Origin of the sequence: Candidatus Poriferisodalis sp. (genome assembly GCF_965214215.1) — a bacterium.
In the GTDB taxonomy this organism is placed as follows: domain Bacteria; phylum Actinomycetota; class Acidimicrobiia; order Acidimicrobiales; family Poriferisodalaceae; genus Poriferisodalis.
Window position 1 is genome coordinate 1 of sequence record NZ_CBDCBD010000002.1, and the last position, 25582, is coordinate 25582.

Below are 25582 nucleotides of genomic sequence, written 5' to 3' on the forward strand. Positions count from 1 at the left end.
CCCCCGGACGAGGTCGGTGACATGCGACGTGGGCACCTTGCCCTCGGGCAGCAGGGAGGCCAGCGCCGTTCCGGGCGACACCCGACCGGGCATCGCAGCCGCCAGCAGCCAGATGTGAGGTGCCATCGGCGCCCCGAACGCGGCGGTGGCCTGCCGCTTCGGGCCGCGCTGCGCCCGAGCTGCGCCCAATAGCCGCTCGCCTTGGGGGCTGAGCGGCTGGCGGGTCTCACGCCGGAAGAGGTCGCTCGGGCTGAGGCCGGCTGCCACCAGCGCGCCCGAGATGGAACCGGCGGACGTTCCGACGATCAGGTCGACATCGCGGGCGTCGATCCCCCACGTGTCCTCAAGCGCCTTGAGCACGCCGGCATGGAATGCTCCGCCGACGATGCCACCGGAGCCCATGACGAGCGCCACGCTGCGATCAGGTCGTGGGCGCCCACCAACGCCACCAGTGGTCATCGGCCGCGGCTACTTGTCGACGTCGCTGTGCTGGACCATCCAGCCGATCATCGATGGGATCGAGCGCTTGCGAGCGCCGTTGCCCACGATCAGCCCGACGTGGCCCGCAGGCAGTCGCATCTCGGTGGCGTCAGTGGAGCCGACCAGCTTGTCGAGGCCGTAGGTGGATTCCGGCGGCACGATGTGGTCGCGCTCAGCGATCACGTTCAGGAACGGTGCCTTGATGTCAGCGAGGTCCAGCTTGCGCCCGCCCAGCATCAGGTCGCCGGTCATGAAGCCGTTGCCTTCGATGAACATCTCGACGGTCTGGACCATCGTGGCGCCCGGGAACGGGATGTGATTGCGGGTCCACGACGTCATGGCCTGGTACGAGCTCAGGAACTTTTCGTCGTCGAGATGCTCCCAGAAGTCCATCACGGTGCTGAGATCGGAGGTGGGCGTCAGCAGGGTGAACGACGCCCGCACCGACTCGGCCGGCACGTTGCCGCTGGCGTCCATCAGGTGCGCCGGGTCGATGCCGGCGGAACCGACGCCGGTCATGACCGTCGGCATCTTGGTGAAGTCCACCGGGGTGGCCATCACGACAACGTTGCGGATCGGGTCGTCTGGGTGGCCGGCCGCGTACAACAGCGTCAGCAGACCGCCGTAGCAGTAGCCGAAGACGGTGACACCGTTGTCGCCGCCCATCTGGTTGACCTTGGCGACCGCCTGTGGCAGCAGTTCGTCGCAGTAGGTCTCGAAGGTGTTGTTGGCTTCCTCCTCGTCGGGTACGCCCCAGTCGAGCAGGAAGACATCGAACCCTTCGGCGACGAGCCGCTCGATGAAGCTGTTGCCTGGCTGCAGATCCAAGATGAACGAGCGGCTCACCAAGCTCATGACCAGCAACAGCGGCGGACGCACGGTCGGGCTCTCGCTGCGGTATCTGTACAGCACGGCCTTGCCGTTGCTCCACACCGCGTCGCGGGGTGTCTGGCCGACCGGGGCGCGGTCGATGCCCATGACGTGGCGGGTGAGGTTCCACCAGCGCCTCATGCCGGTTTCCCACATCTCGGAAAATGGGGCGAGCGGGTTGGTCACTTCCGCGGGGCGCTCGGATGAGTCGCCATTGACGCCGGTGGCTTTGGGTTTGACAAGCGTGGTTGCAGACATGGTTGCTCCTTCAGGGTGATGCGGGGGTGTTCAGGACTTCTCGACCGCTGCGGCGGGTTTCTGTGCAGCAGGCTTCTTGGCGGTCGCCTTCGATGCAGTCGCCTTCGATGCGCTGGACTTCGATGCAGTCGCCTTGGGTGCGGCCGGCTTCGAAACCGGGCTTGCCTTGCCGTTCGTTGCCGGCGGGGCCTCAGTCGGGACGACGGCGACCACGTCGAACACGAGATTCTTGAGACCCTTCAGCTCACGATCTACTGCGGCGACCTGCTGGCGCAGCTTGCGCACGTCGGTGGCAGCGGGAAGGTTCCAGAAGTGCAACCAGCGCCGGCTGGTCCGCTCGAATTCGGCGGCGAAAGCGCTGCTGACCTTGGCGCTCGCTGCCATGAAATCGCGGAAGCCGTCGGAGGCTGCGAACTGCTGGAGTCCCGGCGCTACGGCGGACTCCCATTCGTTGTAGATCTCACGCCACTGCTTGGCCATGTTTGTTTCCTCCGGGAAAAAGGGGGGTATCCGGTCTGATGTCACGAATTCCGGCGGCGTGCGAGACACCTGCCGGTGCGAATCGATGGACTGACGAGGCAAGCGCCGCTGTCCATCAATTGCATGACGCTATGCAATCATATCTGGATTACGGCCCTGTCACAAAAGCATTTCGTCTCGGGAAATTGTGTGACACCCTGCAATGAACTGCTGGGCTGGCTGGCGGATCGGCTACAATGTGAATTCGGCCAATGAATGTGATCGATACGGATCAGCAGGGTGCGGGAGACCCAGTGCAGTCTGGAGGCAGCGGCACTCGTCGCACCCTCGGACTGCCTCGTGTTCATGACGCGCAACAGCCGAGTGCTCCGGTGTCCGCCGAATGGGGTGACGACTGGGACCTCGATCACAAGGTCGCCGCCCTGTGGCGCGCCGCCCGGCTGGGGCCGACCGTCGAGCGCCTGCGCCGGCACGTCCTCGGCGGCGGATCGCAGTCCATCGAACCGGGCCAATTCCGGGCGCTCGATGCCGTGGCCGGAAACGGGCCTGCGACGATTCGAGCACTTGCGGACATCATGGACGTCGAGCCAAGCACCGTTACCCGGGCCATCACCAGACTCGAGACCGATGGGCTCGTCTACAAGCAGCGGGCCGAACGCGACCACCGAGAGGTGCTAGTCGAGTTGACCGACCTCGGGGCGGCCCGCCAGCAATACTTCGTAGACCGCGCGTATCGCATCTACGAAGAGATCTTCACCGTCTTCAACACCCAAGAGCGTGAAGTTCTTGCAGACTTGCTCGAACGCATGCTGGTGTCGACCGACGCCGCGCTCGCACGGCTTGATGCCCGGGCGCTCTAGCGCCAGATCACCGAGGAGAACTTCCGTCGCATGACCAGTGCCCCCTCTGATACTCAATCGGGCAGCCGTCGGCGGGCCCCGAGTCGGCCTGCGTCACCCCTGCGAGCCGGCTGCCGAGTGGCCGGCTCGGTGGGCGAGTGGATCCGGGGTCACAGCGAGGACGATTTGCCGGCAGTGCGTCAGACGCCCGCCGCAGCGTGGAAGTGGATGATTGACGAGTGGTCCATCCAGTTCGAGCTGGCTTCGGCCCGCATGAGAATTCCCGACGGACCGTTCCGAAAGCGACTCCGCTCCGAGCTCGCCGAGGCACACAAGCACTATGCCGACCGCGGCTGGCTGGACGACCCCGCCGCGTACCACCGCACTCCCCCGCCGCTCGACGGCGACGTGCAGATCAGCGCTGCCTCAGCGGGCGATGCGGACTTCTGGCACGTTCGCTTCAACAGCGAGTTCGAGCCCTGGCCCGGTGAACCCGGCCGAGAGCGTTGGATGAGCTACCGACCGGTTCGCACCACGCACGCGTGGATGCTGCAGCATCCCGACCGCGCGCGGCCCTGGGTGGTGGCCGTCAACGGCTACCGCACCGGCGAGCCAGAGCTGGACATGTGGATGCTGTACGCGAATCGCTTGCACCGGCGTTGGGGCCTGAACGTGATCGCGGTAGTTCTGCCACTGCACGGGCCCCGCGCTATCGGGGTGAGCGGTTCCCGGGTCATACACGCAGGCGCGATGAACACGGTGTTCACGGTCGCGCAAGGCGCGTGGGACATCCGGCGAGTGATCGGCTGGGTCCGCGACCAGCACGAGGCGCCGTCCGTTGCCGTGTCAGGCATATCGCTCGGCGGCTACATGGCAGCCATGACTGCCGCCCTGGAAGACGACCTTGCCGCAGTCATCGCCGGTGTCCCCGAGAGCGATCTGGCACGCGGCACCCGCCGGCAGGTGGAACCGCTTCTGCCCCCCTTCTACGAGCAGTGGGGCCTGTCTTGGGAGGCGTACGAGCAAGTCCTCTCGGTGGTGTCGCCGCTGTCGCTTTCGTGCAAGGTCCCCCGCGATCGGCGTTACATCTTCGCCGGCTTGCTCGACCGCTGGGTCCGACCCGGCAACGTCAAGACGCTGTGGGAGCACTGGGAGCGACCCGACATGCAGTGGTACCAGGGCTCGCACCTGTCCTACCCGTTCGAACGCGAGGTCTCCCGCTACGTGGATCGCGCGGCGGCCGAAACGTTCGGCAGCGTGCCGGCAGCCCCGCCGCGCTGACATTCGGGCCGCAGCAGGTACTGCTACACGCGCTCAGACTGTCCCAGTACCGCCAGTCGATGCCGCACGACCTTGCCGGTCGTGGTCATGGGCAGGGCGTCGACGAAGTGGATGTCGCGCGGCACCATGAAGCTCGGCAGGCTCTCGGCGACCCAAGCACGGAGCACATCGGCATCGACGCGTCGGCGCGGGCGCGGCACCACGAACGCTGCCACGCGCTGACCGAACTCGGGATCGTCCACGCCCACGACGGCGGCGATCTCGACGCTGGGGTGGCGGTCCAGCACCTCCTCCACGCCGGAAGGGAACACATTTTCGCCGCCGGTCACGATCATGTCGTTGGCACGGCCCGAGACATGGAGGCGCCCGTCGGCGTCGAGCCGGCCGATATCGCCCGTAGCCATCAGCGTGCCGGCGCGGTCGCCGTCGCTCCCGTCGGTGTAGCCGAGGAATTGCGCCGTGCTGGCGAGATGGACCCAGCCCGTAGTTCCTCGAGGCGCCGGCATGCCGTCGTCATTGAGAATGGTGAGCGTCACCCCGTCGGGGGGGCGGCCGACGGTGCCGGGCGCGGCGCGCAGGTCGGCGGGATCTGCGATCGTCCCGATCGCGGTCTCAGTGGAGCCATAGACGTTGTAGAGATCATCGCCGAAGCGATCCATCCACTTGCGAGCGAGTTCGCCGGAGAGGACGTTCCCACTGCTGAGCACCATGCGGGGCCTGCGCACCGACGCGGAGTCGATCGGCAAGTCCAGAATGCGGCGCAGCATCAGCGGCACTACGACGAGTGCGTCATAGCGGTGTTCGCACAGCAACTTGCCGATCTCGGCGGCTTCGAACCGCTGCCTGACTTCGATGGTGCTGGCGGTGGCCAGCCCAACGACCAGCTGGCTCAGACCCCAGGCGTGAAAGAGCGGCGATGCGATGAGATAACGGTCGCCGAGGCGGTACGGCACGCGCCGCAGCATGCCGACGCCGCCCACACGCGTCGTCTTCAGCGTCCGCACTGCACTCTTGGGGGCGCCGGTGGTGCCAGACGTCAGCAGGACGAGCTTTGGCCGGCGCGTCGGGGGTGAGCACTGCCGTCCCTCGGCGGCGACGCGGGACATCGCGCCGGGACCGCTCCCGTCGGCCACGAGCACGGTTGCGGTCGTGCCTGACTGGGCAATGACCTCGGAGAACTCCTGGTCGGTCACGATGACGGCAATGCCGTCGCGTTCGCAGACCTCAGCAAGGTTCGAGGCTGGCAGCGCCGTCGACAGCAACACCGTGTCGCAGCCGGCTCGCTCGGCGGCAACCAGTGCGGTCACGAACCACCGGTGGTTGCGGCACAGGATGCCGACGGCAGCCAGGCTTCCATCGGGCCCTGTTGCCGCAGCACGCATGCAGGCGGCCACGCTGGACGCTGCACGGTCCAGCGTGCGGTAGTCGATCGAGCCTTCATCGTCGACGACTGCAGCGCGGCCGCCGAACCGGAGGGCTGCTGCGGACACAGACGCCGCAGTGCCGAGGCCCCAGCGCACCGATGCCCAACAACGTGCTGAAGTCAGGGCCGCATCGGCAGCGCCCATGCGCAGGGCAACGTGCCACATGCTCTCTCTGGCAATGACGGACCCGATCACCGCAGCTCAGTCTCCGCCAGCGTCGAAACTTCGATAGACGCCCAGCAGGGCTGCCTTTTGCTCATCGGTCAGGTTCGGATCGGCGCGGACTGCTTCGATCACCGTCGGCACATCTTCACGGTCCATTAAGCCGGCGTACGACAGCAACGTGGCTGCCCGCACATTGAGCGCTTCGGCAAGTGCCTTGAGCACCCGCACCGACGGCTCGTGGAGCCCGCGCTCGATCTGGCTGAGGTACGGGTTCGACAGCTGCGCCATCTTGGCGAGCTGTCGCTGGCTCAGCTCCATCATCTCCCGCTGGGCCCGTATGAACGCGCCCAGCTGATCGAATCCGGGGAAAGAGTGCCCCGACCGTTGATCGTCCGCTTCTGCGGCGTCAGGGCCGGAAGCGGCCATCAGGCCTGGGCATCCTCGCTGGCGCGCTCCCACGCAGCGGCGATCCGGGCAGCGCAGTCCTTGTTGGCCTCGTGCACCTGGCCCAGAAAGCTGAAGTAGGTGTCGATCATCTCGGTGGGCTTGGGCAGGTATTCCGCAAACGGGCTCGACATCGCCGGGGCGGCGGACAGCCAGGCCTCTGCAACGCGCTCGTTCATCGAGACGAACTGCTCTTGGGCAGTCTTCATCTGCTCGAGGGAGCGGTCCTGCATTTCGCGGACGGAATCAAGTACGGCCATGGGGCTAGCTCCTGGGGGGAGGGGGAGTCGCCGGCGGGGGTCACCGGCACTGCTAGAAATAGTACCCACTCCGGGAACAACTTGCAACTTGGGGCCGAAGTGCAGCTAAGTGGCGGCGTGAACAATCCGGGCGAACTGGACTGCGTCCAGGGATGCACCGCCGACCAAGGCGCCGTCGATGTCTGGCTGGCGAAGGAGCTCGTGGGCGTTGGCGGGCTTGACCGAGCCTCCGTATTGGATGCGGACGTGCTCGCCCGTGCCGCGGCGAATGTCGTCGATCACGTTTCGGGCTGTGGCGCACATGTCTTGGGCGTCTTCGGGGGAGGCATTTCGGCCCGTTCCGATGGCCCAGACGGGCTCGTAGGCGACGACCAAGGTCTCGAAGCTTGCTCTGGTGAGCTTGGCCAGGCTGCCTCTGAGCTGGGTGGTCACCACGGCGGCGGCTTGCCCGGATTCGCGTTCTTCGAGGGTCTCGCCGACGCAGACGATGGGGGTCATGCCTGCCTTGGCGACAGCGGCAGCTTTGGCCGCGATGAACTCGTCGGTCTCGTTGAAGAGGGCTCGGCGTTCGCTGTGGCCGACGATGACGTAGCTCACGTCGAGCTTGGCGAGCATCGACGGGGACACCTCGCCGGTATAGGCGCCCTTGCTCTGATCGTGGCAATTCTGTGCCCCGAGCTTGAACTCCAAGCGATCGGCATCGATGACGGTCTGGCAGCTCCGCAGGTCGATGAAGGGCGGGTGCAGGCTCACTTCGACCTGGTCGTAGCGGTGGCGCGCCAGCTCGTAGCTCAGCTTCTGGCAAAGTTGGATTGCTTCGAGATGGTTGAGGTGCATCTTCCAGTTACCCGAGATCAAAGGCGTTCGGCTCATCGTCTACCCGCCCTCTTCAATTGCCCGCCGAGACGGCGGGTCATGCCCGAGATCAAAGGCGTTCGGCTCATTGTTGTTCTCCCCGATTGACCTACTGGTGCGGCGAGTCTCGCAGGGCCGCGAGGCCGGGCAGATCTCCGTGTTCGATGAGTTCGAGGCCCGCCCCTCCCCCAGTCGAGATGTGATCCATGTACGGGGCAATGCCGAACTGGGCCACCGCTGCTGCGCTGTCGCCGCCGCCGACAACAGTGAACGCCCGGCAGTCGGCCAACGACTGAGCCACTGCACGGGTTCCTGCAGCAAATCTCTCGTCTTCGAACATGCCCATCGGGCCGTTCCAAAAGACGGTGCGAGCTCCAGCGATGACGTCGTCGAACTCGGCTGCCGAGCCAGGCCCGATATCGAGGCCGCAGCAACCGTCGGGCAGGCTGCGACCCATCTGGCGCACCGTGCCGCCAGCGTCGAGGGCGGTGATGTCGGCAGGCAGCACGATGTTGGCGCCGCTGCCCAACAGGCGCGTGCAGGTCTCGATGAAGTCGGGTTCGCACAGCGAATCGCCGATGGAGTGCCCGAGAGCGGCGAGGAACGTGAAGCACATGCCTCCGCCGATGACCAACGTGTCCACTACTGCGAGCAGCGCCTCGACCACGCCGAGCTTGTCGCTGACCTTGGCACCGCCCAGCACCGCCACAAACGGCCGCTTGGCATCGGTTCGCAAGCCGCCGAGCACCTCGGCTTCTCGGTGGAGCAACCGGCCGGCCGCGCTCGGCAGGCGCTGCGGGGGCCCGACGATGGATGCGTGCGACCGATGGCTTGCACCGAAGGCGTCGTTCACGTAGCCGTCAAACGGCATCGAAGTCGCGGCGCCGCCGAAGCGGACGACGACCTCGCCCGCAAGGAGGGCGTCGACGAATGCGGGATCGTTGGCCGTCTCGCCTGCGTGGAAACGAAGGTTCTCGACCAAGGCGATATCGGGAGCTGCCTTTCCCAAGCGCTCAGCGACAGGCGCCAACGAATATCGCTCCTCGGGCGTGCCCGAAGGGCGGCCGAGGTGCGAGCACGCGGTCACGGCCGCTCCCCGCTCAGTCAGCCAGTTCAGTGTCGGCAGCGCCGCCCGTATGCGCAGGTCGTCAGCGATCTCAGGTTGCCCGTCCGGCACGTCGCGCAGCGGGACGTTGAAATCGCAGCGAACCAAGATGCGCCTGCCGTCAAGGCCGCCGAGTCGCTGCTCGAGATCCTCGAGCAGCGGCAGACCGCCAGCGACGCTCATCGGTTGCAGGTGATGCCCACGAGGTCCACCAGCCGGTTCGAGTAACCCCATTCGTTGTCGTACCAGCCGAGCACCTTCACCATGGTGCCCATCGCCATCGTCAGGCCCGCGTCAAAGACGCAGCTCGCCGGATTGCCCACGATGTCGCTGCTCACGAGCGGGTCCTCGGAATAGTCCAACACTCCGGCGAGAGGTCCGTTGGACGCAGCGGCGGCGAAGGCCTCGTTCACTTCTTCGACGCTGGGGCTGGCGTCGAGAGTCGCCGTGAAGTCGGTGATCGAGCCGTCGGGGATCGGCACCCGCAGCGAGGTTCCGTCGAGTCTGCCCGCCATCGACTGCAGCACCAGCCCGGTCGCTCGGGCTGCGCCGGTCGATGTCGGGATGATGTTCACCGCAGAGGCGCGGGCCCGTCGCAAGTCGGAATGCGGCCCATCGACCAGCGACTGGTCACCTGTGTAGGCGTGGATGGTCGTCATCAGGCCCTGCTGGACACCGAATGCCTGGTCGAGCACCTGCACCATGGGCACAAAGCAGTTGGTGGTGCAGCTCGCATTCGAGACCACCTTGTGCGCCTCGGGGTCGAAGTCGGCGTCGTTCACGCCCACGACGAATGTGGCATCCGCGCCCGATGCCGGAGCCGACACGATCACCAGCGGCGCGCCAGCATCGAGGTGCATCGCCGCTTTGTCACGGGAGGTAAAGATGCCCGTCGACTCCACCACCGCATCGACGCCGTAGTCCGCCCACGGCAAATCCGCCGGGTTGCGCTCCGACAGCACCGGCAGCACCGTGCCGTCGATCGAGATGCCGCCGTCGGTCGCCGCAATGTCGTGCGGCAGGTTGCCCAGCACCGAGTCGTACTTGAGCAGGTGAGCCATGGTGGCGGTGTCGCCAAGGTCGTTCACCGCCACGATCTCGATGTCGCAGTCGGGGCGGTCGGCCGCCCGGTAGAAATTGCGTCCGATACGGCCGAAGCCATTGACGCCTACGCGCACGCTCATCTGTTGCAGTCCTGTTCGCTCTGCGAGCCCGGCAGGCTGCCTGTGCCCCGGCCCGTTCTGTCGCTAGCTGTCTAGCGGGCAGAGCGTCGCTAGCGGGCGATGTCGCGGTGGCGGCAGTGAAGTTCGTGACCCTCCGAGGCCAGCAGGCGGGTGACTTCTTCGGCAAATGCCACGCTGCGGTGCCTGCCGCCCGTGCAACCCAGCGCAATCGTCAGATACGACTTGCCCTCGGCGCGATAGGACGGCAACAACGCTTCGAGAAGTGGCAGGAGATGCGATAGGAACGTGCCGGTTGCCGGCTGGCCGAGCACCCACTCGCGCACCCCTGGATGCAGCCCGGTGTAGGGCCTCAGCTCGGGCACCCAATGCGGATTCGGCAGGAAGCGGCAGTCGAACACCAGATCGGCTTCGGTGGGCACGCCGTGCTTGTAGCCGAACGACATCACCGCAGTGCGCATCTGCTGATCGTCGCCTGACGCGCCGAATTCGTCACGCACCCGATCGCGCAATTCGTGCACATTCAGATCGCCCGTATCGATGACGACATCGGCCGTCTCGCGCACATCGGCGAGCAGCTCGCGCTCCAGCTCGATCGCATCGACGACCGACTCCGCAACCGGCTCCGCGCCAGACGGCCCCGAGACCGGGGCGACCGCGGGCAGATCGGCGGTATGCAGCGGGTGGCGCCGCCGGGTGTCGTCGTAGCGCCGCACCAGCACATCGGTCGGCGCATCCAAATACACGACTCGCACGGAGGCGTTGCGCTCACGTAGCTGCGTGACCGCCGTGACGAGATCCTCCCGGTACTCGCGGGTACCTGCCACGAGCGCGACGCGGCGCAGCCGGGAACCGGGGCGGGCCACCATGTCGGCCACATCCCCGATGAGGTGGGGCGGCAGGTTGTCGATGACGAACCAGCCGACATCCTCAAGCGCATTCGCGGCGGTAGAGCGGCCCGCGCCCGAGGAACCGGCCACAATGACGAACTCCGGCCCCCCAGCCACGAGGTGGATCGTATTGGGCCAACCGCGTCGCACTACGGGTACGGGTGTGCCGCCGACCTGAGAGGCTGAGCCCCGGGCCCGAGCGGCCCGCGAGCGCAGCGAGCTAGAGCGGGAAACACAGTGCGAAGCCGTGGCCCGAGCGGCCCGTGAGCCCAATCACATGAGCATTTGGGAACTAGAGCGGGAAGCAAGAGGTGACGCAATGAAACGTTCCGCCAATCCGCGCAGGTTCTCAGGAACCCGGAGGTGACACGGCCGGGTGGGTCGCGGCGTAGACGGCCTCCGCGACGGCATCAGGCAGCCAGCTCAACGCCCGCAGTTCTTCCAGCGACGCCAACTTCACCGCACCGACGCCCCCGACTTCGCGCACCAGGCGTGCACGCCGCTTGTCCCCCAGACCGGCGATACCGTCGAGCACCCCCCGCTTGATGGCCTTGCTGCGCAGCCTTCGGTGATACGACACCGCGAATCGATGGCTCTCGTCGCGCACTCGCTGCAGCAGATACAGCGCCTCTGACTGCCGCGGGATCCGCACTGCCTCCGAACGACCCGGCACGAAGACCTCTTCGAATTGCTTCGCGAGCGAGCACACCGGAATCTGCTCTCGCAAGCCCAGCTCGTCGAGCACCGCCGCCGCAACACTGAGCTGTCCCTTGCCGCCGTCCACCACCAACAGCTGCGGCGGGTAGGCGAATCGTCCCTGCTCAGCCGCAGGCAAATCGCGCTCGGCCAGGTAATTCCGCAGACGCCGGCGCAGCACCTCGTCCATGGCTGCGTAGTCGTCGTTGCCCTCGACGTTGCGAAGCCGGAAATGGCGGTACTCGCTGCGGCGTGGCAGGCCGTCTTCGAGCACCACCATCGAGCCCACGTAGTTCGTGCCCTGCAGATGGCTCATGTCGTAGCACTCAATACGCAGGGGCGGCTGTGGCAACTCCAGGTGCTCTGCCAACTCGTTCAGCGCGCGGGCGCGGCTGTTGTGGTCGCTGCCGCGTCGCAGCCGGTGCCGCGCGAGCGACTCGCGGGCGTTGTGGCGCGCCGTGTCCATCAGTGCGCGCTTGTCGCCCCGCTGCGGGATGCGCAGCGTCACCCGAGAGCCTCGCCCCGAACTCAGCCACTGCTCGTACAAGCCGGTCTCCGCGGGCAATTCGGGGACGAGCACCAGCTTCGGCCAGCCCAGCGGATTCTCCTCGTGGTACAGCCCCGACAGCACCCGGGAGACCAGCTGGGGACCATCGAGCGCTTCGACCTTGTCGACCACGAAGCCGCGCTGGCCCATCACGCGCCCCTTGCGCACGAAGAACAGCTGGACGGCCGCCTCCAGCTCATCGTCGCTGATGCCGATGACGTCGAAGTCCTCGTTGCGGGTCCCGGCAAGCTGCTGCTTCTCGATCGCACGCCGCACGCTGCCCAGGCGGTCCCGCAGCCGCGCAGCCAGCTCGAACTCCAGTTCCGCCGAGGCGTCAGCCATGCGCTGTTCGAGATCATTGACAATGGCCTCGGTGTCCCCCTCGAGGAAACGGACCAGATCCCGCACGAGCCGGTCGTAGGAGTCTGAGTCGATCTCGTCGACGCACGGTCCAGCGCACTGCTCGATGTGGTACAGCAAGCACGGCCGGCCGAGCCGTTGATGGGTCTTCAGCTTGCTGTCGCTGCAGGTTCGGATCGGGAACGTCCGCAGCAGGAGGTCGAGCGTCTCCCGGATGGCATATACGTGGCCGAACGGGCCGAAGTACCGGTTCCCGCGCTTGCGCCGCCCCCGAATCACCATCGCCCTGGGCCACTCGTCGAGGAGCGTGACAGCGAGGAACGGGTACGACTTGTCGTCTCGTAACCGGACGTTGAACCTCGGCTGATGCCGCTGGATGAGGCTGTACTCCAGCATCAGCGCCTCAACCTCGGTGGCGACCTCGATCCATTCGACGGATGCAGCTGTGGCGACCATCTGGGCGGTGCGCGGATGCAGCCCTGCGGGATCGCCGAAGTAGCTGTTCAGCCGGGAGCGCAGGCTCTTGGCCTTGCCGACGTAGATGATGCGGCCGTCCGCATCCAGGAATTGGTAGCTCCCGGGCGTATCCGGTACCGATCCCGCTGCCGGGCGCAAACCCACACCCGCAGGCTATGAGACTGAGGCCAATAGGTGGATACGGCGAAGGCGTGTAGTAAGTTTCGCCGACGTAAGGCCAGATCTCGGGGTGTGGGCATTGGCGTGCACCCCGATTGGCATGATGCGGCGGTACCGCATCTCGTAGCTGCGCAGGAGGCTGCACAACATGGAACTCGCACAGGAGCGGGACGCAGGCACGAACGTGATTAGTCCCGCGGGCCGGGTGGACGGATCGAATTCCGCCGAATTCCACGAGGCGCTCGTCGGCGCCATGTCTGACGATGACAACCGCGTCATCCTCGACATGGGCGGAATCGATTACATCAGCAGCGCCGGCCTCCGCGTCCTGCTGCTCATCGCGCAACATCTTGGCGGCATTTCGACCCCCTTCGCTGTCTGCTCCCTTGCAGCCTCGGTCGACGAAGTATTCCGAATCAGCGGCTTCAACCAGATCATCACCGTGTTCGGGACGCTCGACGAGGCGAAGTCTCAGCTGGCATAACCAGGCCGATGTCACAGCCTTGGCGCATCCTCGTCGTCGACGACGAGCCCGATCTCGAGCCGCTCGTCCTGCAGCGAATGCGGCGACACATCCGCAGCGGCAAGTACGAATTCGAGTTCGCAGGAAACGGTCTGGAAGCGCTCGAGAAGCTGCGGGCCGACGACACCATCGACCTGGTGCTCTCGGACATCAACATGCCCCAGATGGACGGGCTCACCCTGCTGTCACAGCTCGACTCGCTGAATCAGGACCTGAGGGCGGTGATCATCTCCGCCTACGGCGACATGGGCAACATCAGGACAGCCATGAACCGGGGCGCGTTCGACTTCGTCACCAAGCCGGTCGACTTCGACGACCTGCAGATCACGATCGAGCGCACGGTCGAGCATCTGCGACAGTGGCGGGAGGCCACCGCGTCACGCGACAAGCTCGTCACGCTGCAGAACGAGCTGGACATCGCCTCGAACGTGCAGCAGTCCATCCTGCCCGACGACTTCCCCGAGACGGCGACCTACGAGATCAACGCCAACATGGTGCCGGCGCGCAACATCGGCGGCGACTTCTACGACTACGTCGCAGTGCCCGACGACCGGATGTTCGCGACCGTCGCGGACGTATCCGACAAGGGCATCCCCGCGGCACTGTTCATGATGTCCAGCCGGACTGCGCTCAAGGGTGCTGCGATCGGCACCGGCTCGCCACGAGAGGCGCTGATCGAAGCCAATCGGGTCCTGCAGGCCGACAATCCGACGTTCATGTTCGTAACGGTCATCATGGCGGTGTACGAGCCTCGCTCCGGCTCGGTGACCTACGCCAGCGCCGGGCACGACCCGCCCGTCGTCGTGCGTGCCGACGGCAGCGCCGAGCAGATGCCGGGCACCGGCGGCATGGCCTTGGGCATCGCCCCCGAGCCGGTCTTCGCATCGAACCTCACCGAGAACTCGCTGACGCTCGCCCCCGGCGAGACGCTCGTGCTGTACACAGACGGCGTCAGCGAGGCAATGAACGTCGATCAGGAAGAATTCGGGACCGAACGGATCCTGCACATCTTCGACGGCAATCCTCCCCGCAACGCCGAGGACGCCATGACAGCGATCTTCGGCGCGGTTGCAGAATTTGCCGGCGAAGCTCCCGCCTCCGACGACATCACGTGCCTGGCCCTGCACCGGAACGCCTCATCGTGAGCCAGCCACACTATTTCACCGAACCCTCGACTGTTCTGCTTGCAGGCGTCCGGCGCCTGGGAGCCGCCACCACGGAGCACCGCTCATGCGACGTTCGTTGAACATCACGCCGTTGCCGGGCGCTGCGGCAGCTGAGGCGCTCCCACGCATCGTGGCGTTCGTGGAGGAGATGGCCGAGTTGGACGACTGGGCACCAGACCTCGTCCTGCGGTCCAATCTGATCCTCGAAGAGCTCATCTTGAACACGCTCACCCATGGGCGCACCAGCGGGCTCAGCGACATCGAGATCACCTTGGAGAGCGGCGAGAACTCGGTCGCGATCACACTCGTCGACGACGGCGCCGCATTCGACCCCCTGAACGACGAGCCGCCGCCCGACACCGATCTGCCGCTGGCTGAGCGCTCGATCGGCGGATTGGGCCTTCACCTGGTGCGCACGATGGCCGAAGATCTCGCCTACGAGCATGCGGACGGCAAGAACCACCTGACGCTGGTCGCACGGGCTGGCGGCTGACGGGACTCCCATGCGCTTGCGCCTGCCAGCATTTCGGCGCGCAGGCGCCTCAGCAACGATCCGGGCCGTTGCGGCCCTCGGCGTCGTCGCTGCTGTCACCGCGGGGCTCAGTGCCTGCAGCGACGCCGTGAGCGATCAGGCGCCGGACGATGCCGACGCGCCGGGCTCGATCGCCGCTCCGGCACGCCCCACCGTCCCTGATGCGCTCGACGTCGAGACGGGTGTCTATCCCGACCGAGTGGTGTTCGGGCAATCGGCTGCGCTGAGCGGATCGGCAGCCGAACTCGGCGTTGGCATGCGCCTGGGAATCTTGGCTGCCTTCGAAGAGGCCAACCGGGCCGGGGGGGTGAACGGGCGACGGCTCGAATTGACGTCGCTCGACGACAGGTACGAGCCCAACGACGCCATCAAGAACACGACTGCCCTCATCGAGAGCGGGGATGTGTTCGCGCTGATCGGCGCCGTGGGAACGCCGACATCGCGCTCTGCGACGCCCGTGGCTGCCGCGGCGGGCGTTCCCTACGTGGCACCGTTCACTGGGGCCGGCTTTCTGCGCAACGACGACTGGTCCAACATCGTCAACCTTCGTGCCTCCTATGCCCAGGAGACCGAGGAAATGGTGGAACGCCTGACCGCCGACTTGGGCATCGAGCGCATTGCCGTGCTCTTCCAGGACGACTCCTTCGGCCGAGCGGGGTACTTCGGGGCACTCGCCGCACTCGAACGACGCGATATGGAGCCCGTCGCGATCGGCTTCTATCCGCGCAACACCACCGCCATCAAGACGGCCCTGCTGGACCTGAAGGCAGGCGAACCCGAGGCGGTCATCATGGTGGGCGCTTACGAACCCGTCGGCACCCTGATCTCGTGGTCGCGCAACACCGGTTTTGACCCGGTCTTCATCACGTTGTCGTTCGTCGGCGCGAATGCGCTCGCCAACCAGCTCGGCGCTGTCGGCGAAGGCGTGCTCGTCACCCAAGTGGTGCCGTTCCCGTTCGACAATTCCACGCCGGTCGTGGCCGCTTACCAGGCGGCATTGGAATATGTGGGCACCCTGCACTCAACGTTGGACCACGTCGCCCCCGACCCGGTGCCCGGCTTCGTGTCGCTGGAGGGCTACATCGCAGGCAGGCTCGCCATCGCAGGATTGGAGCAGTGCGGCAACGCTGTAACGCGCCGATGCTTCCTGAACGCCATCTTGGGCGCCGACGAGGTCGACATCGACGGCTTCACGCTGTATTTCGGCGACGGCGAGAGCATGACCGAAGACAATCAAGGCTCCGATGCAGTGTTCGTCACCCAGATCGGTTCCGATGGCAACTACCTACCGCTCGACACGCTCGCCAGCCTGGATCCATGAGCCCCGCAGAGTCCGACGACGCAGCCGCCGGTTCGGGCGGAACGCGCGAACACCACAAACCTGCACTGCACCTGCGCATTTCAACTCAGATGTACGCGGGCATCGCTGTGCCGCTGCTGCTGACGCTGGCGGCGAGCGTCGTCGCCTGGATCTCATTCACCCGCGTCGGCGAGGCCGAGCGTCAGGTCACCGAAGGGGCCATCCCAGAACTCGACGCCGCGCTGGGCGTCGCTGAGGCGAGCAACCGGCTGGTGGCCGGTGGCCCCCGGCTGACGGCTTCGACACCCGAGAACTACGAGACCGTCGTCGGGGAGATCGCTGAAGCGCGAAGCGAGTTCGAAACACAGCTCGACCTGCTGTGGAACCGCGGAACAGGCTCCATGTGGCTCGGCGAGATGCGCAGCGATGCCGCCCAGCTCAACTCCAACATTGCCGCCATCGAGGCCGACATGCCCGAGTTCTTCACCCTGCTCGGCCGTGCAGAGAATCTGCGCGCGGAATCCGACGCTGCGGTGCGGGAATTGACCCGCCAGATCGTCCCGGCGCTCGACGACCAGCTGTTCTTCCTGGTTCAAGGACGGCGGCATCTGTGGACACCGCCGGCGCCGGAGTCCATTCATCGCTCCGACTCCGAAGTCCTGATGTACCGCCGCTGGTCGGCATTGGGCAGTGACGTTTCCCAAGCCGATGCGCTGCTGGCCGGAGCGTTCAGCGCATCGGAGTCCGCGCTGATCGAACCACTCCGGGAAAGCCTCGAATCTGCCAGGGACCGCATCGAGATCAACCTCGCTGCCCTTGATGAGCAGGTCGCAGATGAGCTTCGCCCGACGGTGAGTCAGTTGATCACGCTCGGTCTCGGCGACGGCGGCGTCTTCGACGTCATGTTCAGAGTGCTCCAGATCACCGAGAACCAGCGCGAGCTACTCGCCCAGAACCAGGATCTCGGCGTCGGCTTGGTGGACGAGATCGAATCACTCGTCGGCGCCGTTCAAGCCAGCGTGGACACAGCCACAGATGCATCGGCACAGGCAGTCGACACTGGCCGGCTGCTGCTCGTCGTGATCAGCATCGTCGGAATCGTGGGTGTGCTGGCGTTCAGCTGGCTGTTCGTCGGGAAGCGAATTCTGCGCCGCGTGGCACAACTGTCGGACCGTATGCGGGCGCTCGCCGGCGGCGACTTGGAATCGCCGGTAGATGCCAGCGGCCGCGACGAAGTTGCCGAGATGGCCGATGCCCTGGAGCACTTCCGCAAGGCCGCGCTCGAAGTCCAGCGGCTCAACTTGGTCGAAGAGCTCGCCGGTCAGCTCAGCGAGCGCAATGAACAGCTCTCCCAGACGCTCGCCGACTTGGACCGCGCACAAGACCAGATTGTTGCGAACGAGAAGCTCGCGGCGCTCGGTGAGGTCACCGCCGGTGTCGCTCACGAGATCCGCAATCCGCTGAACTTCGTGAAGAACTTCGCAGAATCGTCCGACGAGCTGCTCGAAGAGCTGCTCGAAGCAATCGCAGATCCCGAGCCGCCCGAGGACCAAGCCAGCTACGTCGCCGAGATCACCGGCGACCTCAAGCAGAACCTGACCCGCATCCGCGGGCACGGCGACCGGGCCAATCGCATCGTGGAGAGCATGCTCATGATGGGCCGCGGCGGCGGCGAATCACGCCCCGTCGAGATAAACGCCCTGCTCGACGAGCACGCCATGCTCTCCTACCACAGCGCCCGGGCGCAGGATCCGGACTTCAATGTGACCATCGAGCGCGACTTCGATCCCGAGATGGGTGAGTTGGAGGTCATCCCGCAGGACATGGGCCGAGTGTTTCTCAACTTGGTGAGCAATGCCGGGTATGCGGCCAATGGACGATGGCGGGAACTCGGCGGCGAGCCCGGCAAGATCGTCACCGACAGTGACGGCGACGGCTCGACCTACTTCCCTACCATCCGACTGAGCACTCGACGAACGGATGAGCTGGCAGTGATCAAGGTGCGCGACAACGGCACCGGCATCCCGCCCGATGTCGTGCAGCGGATCTTCGAGCCGTTCTTCACCACCAAGCCCACCGGCGAGGGCACAGGACTGGGCTTGGCGATGACCAATGACATCATTCGAGGCCACGGCGGCCAGATCTCAGTGGAGAGCGAGCCAGGCGAGTTCACCGAGTTCACCGTGGAGCTGCCGCTTGAGCACTCGGTGCTCGTCGAGGCGGAGGACCCCGCAGCGGCAACGTGATCACCCCGGACAGTTCATCCGATCAGCGGCGCCAGATACCGACCAGTGTGCGATTCGGGGGTCACAGCGACCTGCTCGGGCGTTCCTGCGGCCACCACGGTTCCACCGCCGATGCCTCCCTCGGGGCCCAAGTCGATGATCCAGTCGGCGGTCTTGATGACGTCGAGGTTGTGCTCGATGACCACCACGGTGTTCCCGGCCGAGACCAACCGGTCGAGCACACCTAGGAGTCGGCGGATGTCCTCGAAGTGCAGGCCGGTGGTGGGTTCGTCGAGGATGTAGATCGTGTGGCCGGTGGATCGCTTCGACAGTTCGCTGGCCAGCTTGACGCGCTGCGCTTCACCGCCCGAGAGCGTCGTGGCGGGCTGCCCCAGGCGGATGTAGCCCAAGCCCACGTCGACGAGGGTCTGCATGTGGCGCCGAATGGGCGGCTGCGCCGCGAAGAATTCGAGGGCGTCCTCGCAGGGCATGGCAAGCACGTCGGCGATGGTCATACCCTTGAAGCGGACCTCGAGCGTCTCGCGGTTGTAGCGAGCGCCCTTGCACACCTCGCAAGGCACGTACACATCGGGCAGGAAGTGCATCTCGATCTTGATGTTCCCGTCGCCCGAGCAGGCCTCGCAGCGCCCGCCCTTGACGTTGAAGCTGAACCGGCCGGGAAGGTAGCCCCGCACCTTCGCCTCGTTCGTGGCTGCGTAGAGCTTGCGGATGTGGTCGAAGACGCCGGTGTAGGTGGCGGGGTTCGAGCGCGGCGTGCGGCCAATCGGCGATTGGTCGATATCGATGACCTTGTCGAGCGCCTCGGCGCCTTCGACCGCCGTGTGCAAGCCGGGCACTCCCTTGGAGGAGTAGATCCGCTGCATCAGCGCCTTGTAGAGAATGTCGTTCACCAGCGTGCTCTTGCCCGAGCCCGACACGCCTGTCACGCAGATGAAGCAGCCCAGCGGGAACTCCACGTCGATCTTGCGCAGGTTGTGCTCTCGCGCTCCCCGGACAACCAATCGGTCGTCGCCACGGGGCCGGCGCGCCGGTGGGGCCGGAATCTCCCGGACGCCGGACAGGTACTCGCCCGTCACCGAGCCCGGAGCGCCCGCCAGCCCTTCCACCGGTCCGCTGTAGACGATCCCTCCGCCGTGCTCGCCGGCGCCGGGGCCGATGTCGACCACCCAGTCCGCGACCGAGATCGTTTCGAGATCATGCTCCACGACCAGCACGGTGTTGCCGAGATCGCGCAGTTGCAGCAGCGTGTCGATCAAGCGGCGGTTGTCACGCTGATGCAATCCGATGGACGGCTCGTCGAGCACGTACAGCACGCCTTCGAGCCCGCTGCCGATCTGGCTCGCCAGCCGGATGCGCTGGGCCTCGCCGCCTGCCAGAGTCGCCGCCGAACGATTCAGCGTCAAGTAATCCAAGCCGACGTCGAGCAGGAAGTTCAACCGTGCGTCGATCTCCTTGATGATCGGGGCAGCGATGATGCGCTGTCGCTCAGTGAGCTCAAGTCCATCGACGATCTTCGCTGCCTCGCCGATCGACGCCGAGCAGAGCTCGAAGATGTTCCGACCGGCGACCCGCACGGCGAGCGACACCTCATTGAGCCGCGCGCCGTGACAGGTTCCGCACGGCACCTCGCGCATGTATCCCTCGATGCGGTTGCGTGACCAGTCGCTCTCGGTGTCCGCGTGGCGGCGGCGCAGGAACGGGATGACGCCCTCGTAGCGGGTCGTGTAGCTACGCGAGCGGCCGTAGCGATTGCGGTAGCGCACGGTGATCTGCTCGCCAGCCGGGGCCCCTTCGAGCAGCAGCTTGCGCTGCGGGGCTTCGAGCTCGGCCCACGGCACGTCAAGCGGGATGCCCTGCTGTTCTCCGACGGCCTCGAGCAGCCGGGTGAACCACTTGCCGGTTGACCCTGCCCACGGGGCGAGCGCGCCAGCCGCCACCGACAGCTCCGTGTTCGGCACGACAAGCTCCGGATCGACTTCGTACCGCGTGCCGAGGCCATCACAGGTCTGGCAGGCGCCGTAGGGAGAGTTGAACGAGAAGTTGCGGGGTGCCAGCTCCTCGAAAGAGCGTCCGGTGCCCGGCGAGAACAGGTGCTGGCTGAACGTCAGCACTTCCGGCGAATCGTCAGCGGCGCCGCCGTCTCCCGAAGGCACTGCGCTGTGCGGAACTAGGTGGATCCACACATGCCCGTCGGCGAGGCCCAGCGCCGCCTCGACCGATTCGGTCAGGCGCTGTTCGATGTCGCCACGAATCACCAGCCGATCGACGATGACCTCGATGTCATGGTTGACGTAGCGATCGAGTCGCTCGATCTCATCGACGCTGCCCAGGTCCAGCACCTCGCCGTCGACCCGCACGCGTGCGTAGCCCTGCCGGGCGAAGTCGCCGAGCTGCGTGTGGTAGTCGCCCTTGCGGCCGCGCACCACCGGGGCGAGCACCTCGAAACGGGCGCCCTCGGGCATCTCCATGATCCGGTCCACGATCTGCTGAGACGTCTGGCGCTCAACCACCTCACCGGTTTGCGGATCGTGCTGGACGCCAATTCGGGCGTAGAGCAGCCGGAGGTAGTCGAACACTTCGGTGATCGTGCCGACAGTCGAACGCGGGTTGCGGCTGGCGCTCTTCTGGTCGATGGAGATCGCCGGCGACAGACCCTCAAGGAAGTCCACATCGGGCTTGTCCATCTGGCCCAGGAACTGGCGCGCGTAGGCCGACAGCGACTCGACATACCGGCGCTGCCCCTCGGCGTAGATGGTGTCGAACGCCAGCGACGACTTGCCGCTGCCCGACAGCCCGGTGAACACGATCATGCGATCGCGGGGCAACTCGACATCGACATTGCGGAGGTTGTGCTCTCGCGCGCCGCGGACGATCAGCAGCTCACCCATGCTGCCTACTGTTCCCTTGGCGCCCAGCCATGCAGGGCGAGCCTACCCGTGCCCCCGTCGTGCATCCCGGAAACAAACACAAGTTCGTTCGGCGCTCGGGGCACGCCTTGACCGTCGCGCTGATCAGCAGAACTAGGGTCGCGCTCGCACGCGGCGGCCCGTGTACGCGGAGCTGCGACAGTGCCCATACGAGGCACGAGCCGCCCGGGCAGATCACCGGAGAGCGAACTGGGGGCCGTCATGCCATACGAAGTACGAGGAGTCGTGGCGAAGGCTGTCGGCGAGCCGGTCAGCGTCGAGACCATCACGATTCCCGACCCCGGGCCCGGCGAAGTGCTCGTGGACGTGCAGGCCTGCGGTGTCTGCCACACCGATCTCCACTATCGCGAAGGCGCAATCAACGACGAGTTCCCGTTCCTGCTTGGGCACGAGGCAGCGGGCGTGGTGTCCGAGGTCGGCGAGGGTGTCACGAGTGTCGCCGTGGGTGATTTTGTGGTTCTCAACTGGCGGGCAGTCTGCGGAGACTGCCGGTCCTGCGACCGTGGTCGCCCCTGGTACTGCTTCGCGACCCATAACGCAGCACAGAAGATGAGCCTCGACGGCGTCGAGCTCTCTCCCGCGCTCGGCATTGGTGCCTTCGCCGAGAAAACCCTCGTCGCAGCAGGACAGGCCACAAAGGTGGATCCTGCGGCGCCGCCCGAGGTCGCTGGCCTCATCGGCTGCGGAGTGATGGCCGGCTTGGGAGCTGCAATGAACACCGGCGGAATAGGCCGGGGCGACAGCGTGGCGGTGTTCGGTTGCGGCGGCGTGGGCGACGCCGCGATCTGTGGAGCGCGTCTTGCGGGAGCGCACACGATCATCGGCGTTGACATCGACAGCCGCAAACTCGAATGGGCCCAAGAATTCGGTGCCACGCACACCATCGACTCGTCAGGCATGAGCAACGACGAGGTTGTTGAGGCAATCCGTGAGCTGACCGGAGGCAACGGCGTGGATGTGGCCATCGAGGCTGTCGGACTTCCCCAGACCTACGAGCAGGCCTTCTATGCCCGTGACTTGGCAGGCACTGTCGTGCTCGTCGGGGTGCCGAATCCCACGATGAAGATCGAGCTGCCGTTGATCGAGGTGTTCGGTCGGGGCGGGTCGCTGAAGAGCTCGTGGTATGGCGACTGCTTGCCGAGCCGGGACTTTCCGATGCTGATCGATCTTCACCTGCAGGAGCGGTTGCCACTCGACAAGTTCGTCAGCGAAACGATCGGGATTGCCGGCGTCGAGGAGGCGTTCGAGAAGATGGAGCGTGGCGAGGTCCTGCGCTCTGTGGTCATTCTCTAGGCAGTCGTTCTCTAGGCGCTGGCGTCTCGGAGGTCTCGGCGCAATTCTCTGAGCTCGTCTCGCAGGCGGGCTGCGTATTCGAATCTGAGGTCTGCCGCTGCTTCGGCCATCTCCTCTTCCAGCGAGGCGATGAGCCGTGTGAGATCGTCTGGCGGCAGGTCGCCGTACGCGGCTCGGACCTTTTCTGCGTCCACTCGGCCCGAGGCCAGCTTCTCGGGGACCGGGGCGGTCTCTGCTGGGCCTCTGAGTACTTCGAGGATGTCAGTGACCGCCTTGCGGATCGTCTGGGGGTCGATGTTGTGCTCCGCGTTGTATGCCTGCTGCAGGCCGCGGCGCCGGTTCGTCTCCGATACCGCACGGTGCATCGAGGGCGTGAACGCGTCGGCGTACATCACGACCTGACCGTCCACGTTGCGTGCTGCTCGCCCGATGGTCTGGATGAGCGACGTCTCGCTGCGCAGGAATCCCTCTTTGTCGGCGTCGAGGATGGCGACAAAGCTCACTTCGGGCAGGTCGAGGCCTTCTCGCAGCAGGTTGATGCCCACCAGCACGTCGAAGTGCCCGAGCCGCAGGTCACGGAGGATCTCGATCCGCTCGATGGTGTCGATCTCGCTGTGCAGGTACCGCACCCTGACGCCCAATTCCAGCAAGTAGTCGGTGAGATCTTCCGCCATCTTCTTGGTGAGCGTCGTCACGAGCACCCGTTGGCCCTGTTCGGTGACCCGCTCGATCTCACCCATCAGGTCGTCGATCTGGCCTTGGGTCGGGCGCACGACGATTTCGGGGTCCACCAGGCCGGTCGGGCGGACGATCTGCTCCACTACTTGAGAACTCGTCCGCAGCTCGTACTCCCCCGGCGTCGCTGACAAGAAGACAACCTGATTCAGCCGGTCCATCACCTCGTCGAAGCGCAACGGCCGGTTGTCCCGAGCCGACGGCAGCCGGAAGCCGTGCTCCACGAGGGTGTCCTTGCGGCGTCGGTCGCCGGCGAACTGGCCGTGCAGTTGGGGCACCGCGACATGGCTCTCGTCGATGACGAGCAGATAGTCGTCGGGGAAGAAATCCAGCAATGTGTACGGCGGCTCGTCATAGACCCGGCCGTCGAGGTGCATCGAGTAGTTCTCGACGCCATTGCAGTAGCCAAGCTCGCCCAGCATCTCGAGGTCGTACTCGGTGCGCATGCGAAGCCGCTGCGCCTCGAGCAGTTTGTTCTCTTTCTCGAATTGCTGCAGCCGTTCCGCCAGCTCGGCCTCGATCTTGGAGATCGCCACCCGCAGCTTGTCCTCACCAGTGACGTAGTGCGACGCAGGGAAGACGGTGACCTCCTCGAGATCGCCCAGGCGCTCTCCGGTGACCGGGTCGATGCGGCTGATCCGATCGATCTCGTCGCCAAACAATTCCACCCTCACCAGGAACTCCTCGTATGCCGGGTGCACTTCGAGCGTGTCGCCGCGTACCCGGAATCGACCGCGCACGAGGTTCATGTCGTTGCGCTCGTACTGCATGTCGACGAGTCGGCGCAACACCGCGCGCTGGTCGACCGTTTCGCCAACCCGCAGGTACAGCATCTGGCGCAGATACTCCGAGGGTGCACCGAGCCCGTAGATGGCAGAGACCGATGCCACCACGATGACGTCCCGCCGCGTCAGCAGCGCCGCCGTGGCCGAGTGCCGCAGACGATCAATCTCATCGTTGACGCTGGAGTCCTTCTCAATGTAGGTGTCCGAAGCCGGCATGTATGCCTCGGGCTGGTAGTAGTCGTAGTACGAGACGAAATACTCCACGCGATTGTCGGGGAAGAACTCACGGAACTCATTGGCAAGCTGCGCCGCCAGGGACTTGTTCGGTGCGAGCACCAGCGTCGGTCGCTGCGACTGCTCGATCGTCCACGCAATCGTGGCGCTCTTGCCCGAGCCGGTGATGCCCAGCAGCGTCTGGAACCGGTCCCCGCGGGTGATGCCGTCAGCCAGCTCGGCCACCGCGCGCGGTTGGTCACCGGCAGGTTCGAAGTCTGCGGTGACGCGGAACGGATGGGCGGCGGTGGGTGTCGGCAGCCACGGGCGGACCTGCCGCGAATCGTCTCGGTCCGAATCCCCATGCGGGAGAGCGGTCGAGACCGATGCCATGCTCGGGAGACTAGGGCCGCGACGCCTCGCCATCCCGCCAGCATCAGATCACCAGACCGGGGAAACTGTTGCGCCGATCAGAGCGAAGGTGTCTCCCTGCGAGCAGTCAGTCTGGTTATCCTGCCGCGCTGACTGCTGACCCGGCAAAACCCGACTCCACCACTACCGAAGACTGCCCATGAGCCGCGACGAACCAGACGTCCCTGACGCCCAGGACGAACCGCACGACGACACCTTGCTCGAACCTGACCTGCTGGGCGCTGACCTCGAGCCGGTGCCCGACGATGTCGAAGCCGAAGAGTTGGGAGCGACGAGTTTCGACGACGAGATCGACGAGGTTGACGAGAACAACCCAGACGTGCCAGCTTCGTCTGATGATGCATCCGAGCCGAGCCGTGAAGTGCCCATCGGGGTGCGTCCCACGGACGATGAAGATGACGACGATGACGATGAGGAGCTCGAAGCCGATCTCGGCGAGATCCTCAAGGAGCGGCTGGCATCCGAAGACGACGACGAGGACGACGAGGACGACGAGATCGGCATTGTCACCGGCTCGCGTTCGTCCTCCAAGCAGGAAGACGAGATCCTCTGCGAGGGCTGCTTCCTTCTGGTCAAGCCGTCACAGTTCGATACGCGCGCGCCCGAGCCCAGCTGTCCGCACTGCGGGACTCCGATCGCCTACTGAGAATCTCAGCGAC

At 65.7% G+C, this 25582-nt stretch carries 22 protein-coding genes; 9 read left to right on the forward strand and 13 right to left on the reverse strand.

Features of this window, described 5'->3' with window-relative positions:
- From ACOOF5_RS00230 to ACOOF5_RS00240, 3 genes are all read right to left on the reverse strand, one after another.
- Positions 1–459: patatin-like phospholipase family protein (locus ACOOF5_RS00230; RefSeq protein WP_420435430.1), on the reverse strand; the 459-nt coding region annotated here is incomplete at its 3' end.
- 9 nt (positions 460–468) lie between these two features.
- The gene (locus tag ACOOF5_RS00235; protein WP_420435432.1) at positions 469–1608 is read right to left on the reverse strand and encodes an alpha/beta fold hydrolase; all 1140 of its coding nucleotides are present in this window, start codon (positions 1606–1608) and stop codon (positions 469–471) included.
- Positions 1609–1638: 30 nt separating this feature from the next.
- The gene (locus ACOOF5_RS00240; RefSeq protein ID WP_420435434.1) at positions 1639–2088 is read right to left on the reverse strand and encodes a hypothetical protein; all 450 of its coding nucleotides are present in this window, start codon (positions 2086–2088) and stop codon (positions 1639–1641) included.
- A gap of 251 nt (positions 2089–2339) precedes the next feature.
- Between ACOOF5_RS00240 and ACOOF5_RS00245 the strand changes: the two genes are divergently transcribed.
- Together ACOOF5_RS00245 and ACOOF5_RS00250 are read left to right on the forward strand one after the other, a co-directional pair.
- Positions 2340–2948, forward strand: coding sequence for a MarR family winged helix-turn-helix transcriptional regulator (locus tag ACOOF5_RS00245; RefSeq protein ID WP_420435436.1), 609 nt, complete (start codon positions 2340–2342; stop codon positions 2946–2948).
- Positions 2949–3065: 117 nt separating this feature from the next.
- Positions 3066–4208, forward strand: a complete 1143-nt coding sequence (locus ACOOF5_RS00250; protein ID WP_420435438.1) for an alpha/beta hydrolase family protein — start codon at positions 3066–3068, stop codon at positions 4206–4208.
- 23 nt (positions 4209–4231) lie between these two features.
- Here the strand turns inward: ACOOF5_RS00250 and ACOOF5_RS00255 are convergent, their stop codons facing one another.
- From ACOOF5_RS00255 to uvrC, 8 genes are all read right to left on the reverse strand, one after another.
- Entirely contained in the window at positions 4232–5797 is a 1566-nt protein-coding gene (locus ACOOF5_RS00255) for an AMP-binding protein (RefSeq protein WP_420435440.1), read from the reverse strand.
- Between the two features lie 36 nt (positions 5798–5833).
- On the reverse strand, positions 5834–6223 hold the full coding sequence (locus ACOOF5_RS00260; protein ID WP_420435442.1) for a helix-turn-helix domain-containing protein: 390 nt from the start codon (positions 6221–6223) through the stop codon (positions 5834–5836).
- Complete coding sequence (locus tag ACOOF5_RS00265) at positions 6223–6501, reverse strand: hypothetical protein (protein WP_420435444.1); 279 nt, start codon at positions 6499–6501, stop codon at positions 6223–6225. Before ACOOF5_RS00265 ends, ACOOF5_RS00260 begins: the two co-directional genes overlap by 1 nt.
- A gap of 105 nt (positions 6502–6606) precedes the next feature.
- Positions 6607–7374: a triose-phosphate isomerase gene (gene tpiA / locus ACOOF5_RS00270; RefSeq protein ID WP_420435446.1), complete on the reverse strand. Its 768-nt coding sequence runs from the start codon at positions 7372–7374 to the stop codon at positions 6607–6609.
- Positions 7375–7465: 91 nt separating this feature from the next.
- Complete coding sequence (locus ACOOF5_RS00275) at positions 7466–8626, reverse strand: phosphoglycerate kinase (protein ID WP_420436289.1); 1161 nt, start codon at positions 8624–8626, stop codon at positions 7466–7468.
- A gap of 14 nt (positions 8627–8640) precedes the next feature.
- Positions 8641–9645: a type I glyceraldehyde-3-phosphate dehydrogenase gene (gap, locus tag ACOOF5_RS00280; RefSeq protein ID WP_420435448.1), complete on the reverse strand. Its 1005-nt coding sequence runs from the start codon at positions 9643–9645 to the stop codon at positions 8641–8643.
- Positions 9646–9734: 89 nt separating this feature from the next.
- Entirely contained in the window at positions 9735–10649 is a 915-nt protein-coding gene (rapZ, locus tag ACOOF5_RS00285; protein WP_420435450.1) for an RNase adapter RapZ, read from the reverse strand.
- Between the two features lie 232 nt (positions 10650–10881).
- On the reverse strand, positions 10882–12756 hold the full coding sequence (gene uvrC, locus ACOOF5_RS00290) for an excinuclease ABC subunit UvrC (protein ID WP_420435452.1): 1875 nt from the start codon (positions 12754–12756) through the stop codon (positions 10882–10884).
- A gap of 163 nt (positions 12757–12919) precedes the next feature.
- Between uvrC and ACOOF5_RS00295 the strand changes: the two genes are divergently transcribed.
- From ACOOF5_RS00295 to ACOOF5_RS00315, 5 genes are all read left to right on the forward strand, one after another.
- On the forward strand, positions 12920–13255 hold the full coding sequence (locus ACOOF5_RS00295) for an STAS domain-containing protein (protein WP_420435454.1): 336 nt from the start codon (positions 12920–12922) through the stop codon (positions 13253–13255).
- 8 nt (positions 13256–13263) lie between these two features.
- Entirely contained in the window at positions 13264–14439 is a 1176-nt protein-coding gene (locus tag ACOOF5_RS00300; protein WP_420435456.1) for a PP2C family protein-serine/threonine phosphatase, read from the forward strand.
- Positions 14440–14524: 85 nt separating this feature from the next.
- On the forward strand, positions 14525–14953 hold the full coding sequence (locus ACOOF5_RS00305; protein ID WP_420435458.1) for an ATP-binding protein: 429 nt from the start codon (positions 14525–14527) through the stop codon (positions 14951–14953).
- A 127-nt stretch (positions 14954–15080) separates the two neighbouring features.
- Complete coding sequence (locus ACOOF5_RS00310) at positions 15081–16313, forward strand: ABC transporter substrate-binding protein (protein ID WP_420435460.1); 1233 nt, start codon at positions 15081–15083, stop codon at positions 16311–16313.
- On the forward strand, positions 16310–18538 hold the full coding sequence (locus ACOOF5_RS00315) for a sensor histidine kinase (protein WP_420435462.1): 2229 nt from the start codon (positions 16310–16312) through the stop codon (positions 18536–18538). The genes ACOOF5_RS00310 and ACOOF5_RS00315 overlap by 4 nt, the downstream gene beginning before the upstream one ends.
- A gap of 14 nt (positions 18539–18552) precedes the next feature.
- Here the strand turns inward: ACOOF5_RS00315 and uvrA are convergent, their stop codons facing one another.
- Complete coding sequence (gene uvrA, locus ACOOF5_RS00320) at positions 18553–21426, reverse strand: excinuclease ABC subunit UvrA (protein ID WP_420435464.1); 2874 nt, start codon at positions 21424–21426, stop codon at positions 18553–18555.
- Between the two features lie 240 nt (positions 21427–21666).
- On the opposite strand from uvrA, the gene ACOOF5_RS00325 reads away from it, so the two are divergent.
- Positions 21667–22758: an S-(hydroxymethyl)mycothiol dehydrogenase gene (locus tag ACOOF5_RS00325; protein WP_420435466.1), complete on the forward strand. Its 1092-nt coding sequence runs from the start codon at positions 21667–21669 to the stop codon at positions 22756–22758.
- A gap of 11 nt (positions 22759–22769) precedes the next feature.
- On the opposite strand, the gene uvrB is transcribed toward ACOOF5_RS00325, so the two are convergent.
- Positions 22770–24884, reverse strand: coding sequence for an excinuclease ABC subunit UvrB (gene uvrB, locus ACOOF5_RS00330; RefSeq protein ID WP_420435468.1), 2115 nt, complete (start codon positions 24882–24884; stop codon positions 22770–22772).
- Positions 24885–25062: 178 nt separating this feature from the next.
- On the opposite strand from uvrB, the gene ACOOF5_RS00335 reads away from it, so the two are divergent.
- The gene (locus ACOOF5_RS00335) at positions 25063–25569 is read left to right on the forward strand and encodes a hypothetical protein (protein ID WP_420435470.1); all 507 of its coding nucleotides are present in this window, start codon (positions 25063–25065) and stop codon (positions 25567–25569) included.
- Positions 25570–25582 lie beyond the last annotated feature (13 nt).